The sequence below is a fragment of the Metabacillus idriensis genome (assembly GCF_009674765.1).
Taxonomy (GTDB): domain Bacteria; phylum Bacillota; class Bacilli; order Bacillales; family Bacillaceae; genus Bacillus_P; species Bacillus_P idriensis.
This window is the reverse complement of the sequence record NZ_WKKF01000014.1, coordinates 57,797-66,542: the sequence shown is the minus strand read 5'-3', so window position 1 is coordinate 66,542 and position 8,746 is coordinate 57,797. Positions and strand designations below refer to the sequence as shown.

At 33.3% G+C, this 8,746-nt stretch carries 10 protein-coding genes and 1 pseudogene; 8 read left to right on the top strand and 3 right to left on the bottom strand.

Features of this window, described 5'->3' with window-relative positions; translation table 11 throughout:
* Both GJU41_RS24790 and GJU41_RS22065 read left to right on the top strand, forming a co-directional pair.
* Positions 1-233 (top strand): annotated as a pseudogene (locus tag GJU41_RS24790) (alpha/beta hydrolase); the annotation flags it as partial.
* Positions 234-673: 440 nt separating this feature from the next.
* Positions 674-1,378: an SAM-dependent methyltransferase gene (locus GJU41_RS22065; protein WP_154319606.1), complete on the top strand. Its 705-nt coding sequence runs from the start codon at positions 674-676 to the stop codon at positions 1,376-1,378.
* Positions 1,379-1,520: 142 nt separating this feature from the next.
* Here the strand turns inward: GJU41_RS22065 and GJU41_RS22060 are convergent, their stop codons facing one another.
* On the bottom strand, positions 1,521-1,958 hold the full coding sequence (locus GJU41_RS22060) for a hypothetical protein (protein WP_154319605.1): 438 nt from the start codon (positions 1,956-1,958) through the stop codon (positions 1,521-1,523).
* 497 nt (positions 1,959-2,455) lie between these two features.
* Here GJU41_RS22060 and GJU41_RS22055 point away from each other — a divergent pair, with 497 nt between their 5' ends.
* The 4 genes from GJU41_RS22055 to GJU41_RS22040 all read left to right on the top strand — a co-directional run bounded on the left by GJU41_RS22055 (position 2,456) and on the right by GJU41_RS22040 (position 5,425).
* A complete protein-coding gene (locus GJU41_RS22055) occupies positions 2,456-3,739 on the top strand; it encodes a histidine--tRNA ligase (protein WP_154319604.1) in 1,284 nt (427 codons plus the stop codon).
* 188 nt (positions 3,740-3,927) lie between these two features.
* Positions 3,928-4,464: a GNAT family N-acetyltransferase gene (locus GJU41_RS22050; RefSeq protein WP_154319603.1), complete on the top strand. Its 537-nt coding sequence runs from the start codon at positions 3,928-3,930 to the stop codon at positions 4,462-4,464.
* 153 nt (positions 4,465-4,617) lie between these two features.
* Positions 4,618-4,986 (top strand): hypothetical protein, encoded by a 369-nt coding sequence (locus tag GJU41_RS22045; protein WP_154319602.1) that lies wholly within the window; start codon positions 4,618-4,620, stop codon positions 4,984-4,986.
* Between the two features lie 211 nt (positions 4,987-5,197).
* The gene (locus GJU41_RS22040; protein WP_154319601.1) at positions 5,198-5,425 is read left to right on the top strand and encodes a hypothetical protein; all 228 of its coding nucleotides are present in this window, start codon (positions 5,198-5,200) and stop codon (positions 5,423-5,425) included.
* Positions 5,426-5,891: 466 nt separating this feature from the next.
* On the opposite strand, the gene GJU41_RS22035 is transcribed toward GJU41_RS22040, so the two are convergent.
* Complete coding sequence (locus tag GJU41_RS22035) at positions 5,892-6,107, bottom strand: DUF6366 family protein (protein ID WP_154319600.1); 216 nt, start codon at positions 6,105-6,107, stop codon at positions 5,892-5,894.
* Between the two features lie 852 nt (positions 6,108-6,959).
* The gene (locus tag GJU41_RS22030) at positions 6,960-7,154 is read right to left on the bottom strand and encodes a hypothetical protein (RefSeq protein WP_154319599.1); all 195 of its coding nucleotides are present in this window, start codon (positions 7,152-7,154) and stop codon (positions 6,960-6,962) included.
* A 125-nt stretch (positions 7,155-7,279) separates the two neighbouring features.
* Here GJU41_RS22030 and GJU41_RS22025 point away from each other — a divergent pair, with 125 nt between their 5' ends.
* Together GJU41_RS22025 and GJU41_RS22020 are read left to right on the top strand one after the other, a co-directional pair.
* Positions 7,280-7,714: a fascin domain-containing protein gene (locus tag GJU41_RS22025; RefSeq protein WP_154319598.1), complete on the top strand. Its 435-nt coding sequence runs from the start codon at positions 7,280-7,282 to the stop codon at positions 7,712-7,714.
* A gap of 785 nt (positions 7,715-8,499) precedes the next feature.
* Entirely contained in the window at positions 8,500-8,706 is a 207-nt protein-coding gene (locus GJU41_RS22020; RefSeq protein WP_154319597.1) for a DUF1657 domain-containing protein, read from the top strand.
* The last annotated feature ends 40 nt before the right edge of the window (positions 8,707-8,746 follow it).

Below are 8,746 nucleotides of genomic sequence, written 5' to 3'. Positions count from 1 at the left end.
AATTAAAAGAAGACCAAAAGAAATTAAACATTCCATTGATTGTCCTTTCTGCGGGCAAAAAAAATCATTATTCACCTGAGTCACAAGATTTATGGAATACAATGCAAGAAGAGATTCTTCAAATATCTTCTATCAGTGAATTTATGATTGCTGAAAATAGTACACATTACATACAAAATGATGAACCAACATTAATTGTAGCTGCCATTAGAAGACTAATTGAAAATTGTTAAATTGGAATAGGTAGGAGTGATGTACTTGAAAATATTAGCTTGGTCATTATTGATCATTCATTTTGGTATCTTAATGCTTTGGATAGCGGACTCTGAATATCTTCTTTCGTTGTTCGGAGTAGCAATATGGTTTACTGCAATTATAAGTGCTTTTCTTATACAAAAGCAGATAAATAAGCAATTAACAATAAGAAGACTTTTGATAGTATCGAATTTTATTATGGTTTTTTTAGGTGTAGTTACAGTGGGGATATTTTACATTACTATCTCAATGCATTAGAGCTTTATCCTCAACAATCGGGGGCGATTACTTAACAAAGTGTCGTCTTCTCTTATTGAATTAAAGTGGCAGGTTAATTCAAAAAGAAAGTAAAAAAGGTTCATATTACCACTTTGTTCGTGGTAATATGAATGTAATCTTTTAGAAGAGGTGAGTTTAGTTGAGTAAAGTTGAGCAGAGTACAAAGTTAGATTTAGAGCGAATTGTTTTTATTGGGAGAACCTTTAACGAGTATTTGGATATGTTCTCGCTTTCAGAAGAAGAACTACAAGGAAAGAAAATACTCGATTGTCCAGCTGGAGCTTGTTCATTTACTGCTGTTGGTAACAAATCAGGTTTAGAAGTAACAGCTTGCGATATTGCCTATTATCATTCGGGTGAGGCCCTAAAAAATAAAGGTCTCCAGGATATTGAACACGCGATGGAGCATATGCAAAAAGTCCAAAACAATTATAAATGGGATTATTTTAAGGATATAGATGGTCTTAGAAGCCATCGTTTAAATGCCTTACAAGATTGTGCCAACGATATGAGGGAATCCAGCGAAAGATACATTCCGGTTACATTACCTTCTTTACCGTTTAAGAATGAAGAATTTGATATTCTTCTCTCTGCACATTTTCTATTTATGTATGCGGATAGATTAGATTATCAATTTCACATAGAAACGCTAAATGAGTTATTGAGAGTTACGAAAGAGGAAGTTCGTATTTTCCCTTTAGTTGATTTAGAAGGAAAAAGATATGAGCATCTTGATAAATTAATAAATTATCTTGCTGACAATGGCTGTACAGTTGAAGAAGTGAAAGTTCCATATGAATTTCAGACAAATGCTAACTCGATGTTAAAAATAAAAAAAGGCTAGTAAAGAAAGGGGCAACGGAGAGACGTTGTCCCTTTTTTAAAACACTTCTTATTGAACTAATGGTGGCTTTTCTTTAATAAGACAACAAAAATGATATTCAACAATCGGGGGCGATTGCCGAAGATCCTCGCCCCTAATGATATCAGTTGTTTCTTACTGAGTCCGCGATTTCAGCTAATACTTCTTTTGAGACTGTTGTCACATCTTTACTAATGCTCAGAATGTATTGAAAGCCATCCTTTTCAAAGGCAAGAAGATTAAATCGGTCTGTAGCTGTGGAATAAATAGCTTTGCTACCATCCCGCAAATTAACGGTTTGGGTTATGTGTTTGTCCTCAAATTTTATCCCGAATTCAACCGGTCTAACTAATATTTTGTAATGATGGTACGGTTTATCTTCATTTATATATTCAATTTCAAACTCATCATTGAGATGTCCATCTAAATCACTAAACCTGCCAAAACTATGAGTAAATGCAACTGGAGGAAGCCTATGAGGTAATACGATATTCTTTCGGAAATGCTCTTTGCTTTCTTGTAGTTCCTCATATACATTCCCATATCCACTTTGTAAATACATATTTGAGGTCTCATCAATAGTAATGTTTGCATTTGCTGCTTTAATGAAAGGACCAATAAAGATTAAACATAATAGCACTGCAATTCTGATAAGTGATCACTTCCTTCACTATTTTTAATTGAAGTATTCAGCTTATTATTAGCTGAAATCCAAATATGTATGATGAAATGCAGTATTCAACAATCGGGGGCGATTGCTGCAAATTAGATCGCCTTTTCTTAGTGAGGAATTGGGCAGTTTAGTCGAAGAAGAAGTCATTGAAAACTTATTTGTAATATGATAACATTATTGGAAATTAGAGGTGAGCATTTATGCAATCATTTAAAGAGTCAATTATCAAGTTCTCACAACTACATCATCATATCAAGTAGTCTTGCTATCCGATTTATAAAAAATCGTCAATAGGAAGGCTATTTATCATTAAACCGTATTTGATTAAGTTCAACACTTAAATCAAGTGCGGTTTTTTATTTTATTTAAAATTGGAGGTAATGAAAATGAAGAAAATGGATTATCAAAATGTTAAAGGTACTCAAGATTACTTACCGAATGTTGAGGTAGTAAGAAGAGACATAAGAAGAACATTAGAAGATGTATTTATCCAATACGGATGTAAACCACTGGAAACACCTATATTAAATTACACCGAATTAATGGCTTCTAAATATGGCGGTGGAGCAGAAATATTAGAAGAAATGTATACATTATCTGATAGAGGCAAAAGAGATCTAGCCCTACGCTATGACCTCACTATACCATTTGCAAAAGTTGTTGCGATGAACCCTACACTAAAGATGCCATTTAAAAGATATGAGATTGGTAAGGTATTTAGAGATGGACCAATTAAAACTGGAAGGTTTCGTGAATTCACTCAATGTGATGTTGATATAGTCGGTGTGGGTTCGCAGATCGCTGAATCTGAATTAATGGTTATGGCATTGGATGCTTTTAGGAAACTTGAATTGAAGGTAACGATTCAATATAACAATCGAAAGTTATTAACTGGTATGCTTAATGTATTTGGTACAGAGTATGAAAAAATTAATAAAGTAATCTTAATTCTAGATAAGCTTGAAAAAGTTGGAATAGAATCTGTTGTCACTGAGCTTGATGAACAAGGGTTATCAAGTTCAACTATTACTTTAATTAAACAGTTTTTAATTGATGCTGGAAAAACAAGCTTTGACTATTTTGAATCATTTGCCGAACAAAATGAAGAGGTAAGACACGGTTTAAATGAATTAAAAGAATTAGAATCTTATCTTGAATTTTTAGGAGTAAGAGAACAGTGCGTATTTAATCCTTTTTTAGCAAGAGGTTTAGAGATATATACTGGTACTATTTATGAAATATTCTTGGATGACCAATCAATTAAATCAAGTATTGGGAGTGGAGGAAGATATGACAATGCAATCGGTGGATTGATAGGTACAGACCAAGAGTTTTCAACGGTAGGAATTTCATTTGGATTAGATGTAATTTATACTGCTATATGCTCGACAGTGAAAGAATTAAAGGAAAATCCAAATGTAGATTATTATATAGTCCCATTAGGTACGCAGAAAGAATCTTTATTGGTAGCAGGCTATTTAAGAAACAAAGGCTATAAAGTTGAATTTGAGATGTCTAACAAAAAGTTAGGCAAAGCACTTGATAAAGCAAATAAAGAGAAGATTCGTAGCGTTATTATTATCGGACAGGATGAAGTTAGAAATAATCAGTTTAAAGTGAAAGATATGTTTTCAGGTGAGGAATGGACTGAATCGTTTCCATTCAATTGATTAACTTTCTTCTTCGAGTAAAGTTGACGATTGCTACAAATTGGATCACCTTTTCTATTTAGGAATAGTGCCATATTGTGGAGCAATGTATTTAAAGAAAAGTTGAAGAACAAGAAATTATCAGGTTGTACTTTAGTTATATAAAGTGATAAAGCGTTAAAATTACATATTAAAGGGAGAAGGTATTTATGGTAGAGCTAAAGTATTTTGAGCGTACTGATTTTAAACAACTTATCAATTGGATTGATTCACCTGCATTCTTACTTCAATGGGGCGGTCCAGGGTTTGATTATCCCCTGAATGATACTCAATTAGAAAAGTACATTGAAAATGTCAATAATGAAAACTCAGAAACTATGGTCTATAAAGTAATTGATAATGAAACTGGTGAAACCATTGGTCATATTTCTTTGGGGAAAATTGATAGAAAAAACAAATCTGCAAGAGTTGGAAAAGTATTAGTCGGTGATAAAAACGCAAGAGGTAAAGGAATAGGTCAGCAAATGTTTAAGGAAATACTTAAAATTGCATTTGGTGACCTTCAATTACATAGAGTTAGCCTTGGAGTATTTGACTTTAATGTTTCTGCTATCGCCTGTTACGAAAAAGCAGGATTTATAAAAGAGGGTTTACTTCGAGATTCGAGAAAAAATGGTGATGAATACTGGAGTTTATGGGAAATGAGTATTTTAGAAAACGAATGGTTGAAAACTAAAAAAGTTTAGTCATTATTCAATGAACAATGGTAGCAGCTGCCGCACCTTTGTTCTTATTCTCCATCTTCAGCAATCGGGGGCGATTGCTGCACAGTGTAATCGCTCTTGTTTTATATTAATTTTGGACAGCATTGTTTAATATAAATTTTAAGGGGGGCGAAAATGACTATATTCCCGGAAGAAATTGGCTTTCTTTCTTTGTTTGAGTGTGAACCCACATTATTTGATAATACTTCTAATGACTTGCCCTTCTATAATAATATTGCGAAGTATAAATTTTCGAACGGAGAAGAAAACTTTGTTGTTACGATTTCTCCTGCGGATGGAGAAGTGAAAATTCGAGTTAGTAAACGGGAATCAAATAGATTGATATCGCTTTTAGAATTAAAACGTGTCAATAAGTTTGAAATAACATCAGACAAAAAAGATTTCTCAAGCGTATTGTTAACAGTTCAAAATGAGGACTCCCAGCAAATGATAGAAATTGACTTTAAGCCATATTTTAAACTGATTATTAAAGAACATTCTTAAATATATTTACTCCATTATCGGGGGCTTATCAGGAACAAGATAAGCTTTTTTATATGCAAATATTTGTTGTTATTTAGACTTTAATTTGAAATAATTGGTAATAAGATTTAGGATTTCAATAGTTGGACCATACGATTTTTTTGGAGTTCATTTTGACTTCTGTTTAATCTTAAATACTTTTCAATGGTTACTTTGATAAAGGGGATGAAAAATGTATTTACAAAACCAAATTGTTATTGAATGGATAATTGCAAAATATTATGAGGATTTCTCATTTGAAAAACGACTTGAAAATTCTATTAAAATGGAAATGGAACTCCATCCTCTAAAAGAAGGAGAAGCATTAGAGATTCATCAAGTTGTCTTTGTAGGTGAATTCAATAATGAAAAAGTATATTTAATTATTTTAAATATCGTGCCGGAAAAAGTGACTGATTGATTTCGAAGTAACAAAGGGTGCTTATTCAACAATTAGGGGCAATTGCAGCACAGTGTGATCGCCTTTTCTTATTGAGGAATTTGGCTGGATTTTTGAAGAAGAATTAACTTACATAGATGGAGGGTTTTATTATGGAGAAAGTTTTAGTGAAAACAGCGATATATTCCTTTATCGTGTCTTTTATGTTGTTATTAGTATGGATGGATAGGGTAAAATACACAACTGATGTAAATGGAATGGGTTCAACTGCGGAAATTCTTTATCCAGATTTTTTCTTTATGATTACCAGATATTCAATTATAATCTCAATTATTTCAGTCATACTTTTATATGTTAAATTGCGATCCAAAAAGAAAAAATTGTAAAATCGCTATTCACTTAAAGGTGGCGATAGTAGCAAAGTATGATTGCTTTTTTGAGGAACGACGGTTAAGAAGTGCATAATAAAAACCTTAAAAGAGGTTTCTTACTTTAAGAATATTGATGCAATTATTAAGCCTGCAATCATTATCAGAATAAGTATTCCAGTACCTTTCCAACCTGAACTACCAACTAAATCAGTAAGGTTTCCGGTTTCAGCCCTGTTGAAAGCATCTTTCACATTTCCAGTAGAGTTTCTTTTTAATTCTTCTTGTCTTAGTTTTTCCCTTCTTATCTCAGGTGCCTGTTTCTCTTCACTCATTATTACACCTCCATTTTCTAAATATTAACATATAATTCAAACCTCAGAAGAGAATTGAGATGATAATGGTAGAAAATTTTCCTTATTCAACAATCGGGGGCTTTTCTTGAATATCCTTGCATCATGAAAGTTCCGACCTGCAGCAAGAATTACGCTCTTTCATTACGATACGACTGATTTGTGGCTAAAGTCTTAATAGATAATACAATGGAAGATATAACTTGGTTCTTCTACATATTGTAGAAGAGAGTTAATATTTTATCATTCAGATTCCTTAAATATGGTATAATTTACAAAAAATGAAGGGGAGTACTCCTTTGTCGACAGGAATATTATTGTCTATTATTTTTGTTATCATAGTAATTTTAGCAATGGGTATAACAATTAAGGGTTATCAAAAAAAATAAAACTACGCATGGGGCAAAACATCAAGAAAGTAGAAGTGCTCCTACTTTGAGGAAGGAATTACTTGGCAACATGCTGAGTCTCTTAAAGGCGACGTAACAGCACCAATAGAAGGCGAAGCAGATCATTTATTTGTAATCTGAACAATGAGAAGTTCAGTCCGTTACTCGAAAAATTATCAATATTGCTTAAAGTTATGAGTAGGGTCGAAGTTTAGTCAGCTTATGGTGTGATATTTTCCTTCTTCAACAATCGGACGCGATTGTGAAGTAACGAAAGCCGAATTTCTCAGTTTTTCAGCAAGAAATTCGGCTTTTTATATTGAGGTATCACTAATGTTTAAAATCGTGTATTTTCCTGTTGCTACCACTATAGTAGACATTAAAACTAATTAAACTTTTCTCCAATGTTGATCCAAATGCGAAAATCTCTACTGCTATTCCGGCTCTATACTCCTGGGCGTTTACCTGTTTCTACAAACTCCTTTAAAAATAATCCCAGCAGCTCTTCCCAACCCTTCTGATGACCTTCTTCCCATCCTGGTTCGAGAAGACCAACCGCATGGTGCGAAAGTTTTAATAAAGTAGCGGAGCCCTTCTCTTCTAAAACATATTTATAACTACTTTGCACGGCTCCTTGCATACCGAGAAGACCTTGAAATCGGATTTCTTCTGGCTTTTTCAGATAAGTAACGATACCCCAGAGGGGATTTTAAAATTGATACAGATAGTAATACTTTATCAGAAACGGATAAGATATTTGCAGGCGTGTTTTATCCAAAAGAGGTAACACGTATTGCATTAAAAGGACACAACAATAAGTATGTTTGTTCTGATGATTTACCTAAATCTAGACCTGATGTTGGTTATCTCACCCTTACTAGAGATTGCATAGGTAAGTGGGAAACTTTCCAACTCATTAATTTAGGAAATAATAAAGTTGCTTTAAAAGACTATCGAGGAAAATACGTGTACGCTGTAAAGGGAGGAAGATCTTTTGTATTAGCTGACCCGGACAATATAGGACCTTGGGAAACTTTTGAACTTATGGAATTAGGTAATGATATGATTGCATTGAAATTTGCTAGAGGTTATTATTTAGAATCAAGTACTTATTTTGGGCAGCATTATATAATTCTGGCAGAAGGTAACGGAAATGTTCCCCCTGGCGATTGGGCAATCTTTACTAAAATAAAACTTTAGAAAAGTTTTTATATAAATCTACAGGTTTAAGATTAAGTGCATGTTCTGGATCGCCCTATAGGTAAGTACAGCTAACGCCTACATTCCTTTGGCTAAACAAGATAATAGAAGCTCATTATTCAATTAAAGGGCGCGATTGTCAAAGATGATGGCTAACGAAGGCATAGCGATTGTTTTACCCGGATTGTTTTACCTCTTTGTTTCACTAACAAATTCCAAAAAGAAAGTACATTCGTATAAAAAGAAAAAAACAAGTTAACAAAAAAGCGTATGTTCAGTAGTCTGTGACATACGCTTTTTTTTGACGAAAACTAACTATATAATGTCGAACATTTGCTTAACGTATGTTTTCCGCGTTTTGCTACCGGGACCCCTAAAATGACCTATCAGAACTTTCTCCTTTAGATGCTTTTTTTGAATCTGAAATCCCTGATAAAGAAAACAACGATATTTTAACCTTTCGTCGGGTACTATCCTCTTCAGGCAAACCAAGTGTAGGTACAATGAAAATGGAAATCAAAATGTAAAGAGGAAGAGAAATTGCAGCAAGCACTTAGATGTTTTATTTTAAGAGCGTGATTTGATCAATCTTTTTTCAATCAAGCTTTTTCTATTTGCTCATCAAGGTTTATAGACAAGTCTACAGCTTGGTAGGGAAACCTCTATAATTAACTTTTCTGTTTTTCTGATATCAATAAATTACCATATTCAAATTCACATAAACTTTTTCCAAAAAGGAATAATATCATTCGTAACTATCAACTTAAAAGAAAGAAGGAACCTAAATGACAGTAATAAATGACGTGAAGACAGCTCTAGCAGGGCTGAAAAGTGCACAGGCTAGTTTCGAGACATTTGCTCTAAGTACAGAGAATCAACAAGCAAAGCAGCTTTACCAAGATGTTGCTAAACAAACCCAATCCGTTATCAATAGTATCGAACCACGTGTTCAACAGATCGAACAAGAAGAACCTCAATACAAACAACAATAATTAAACTGGAAAAAAGGTTGGTAAGGGGTAGGCCAACCTT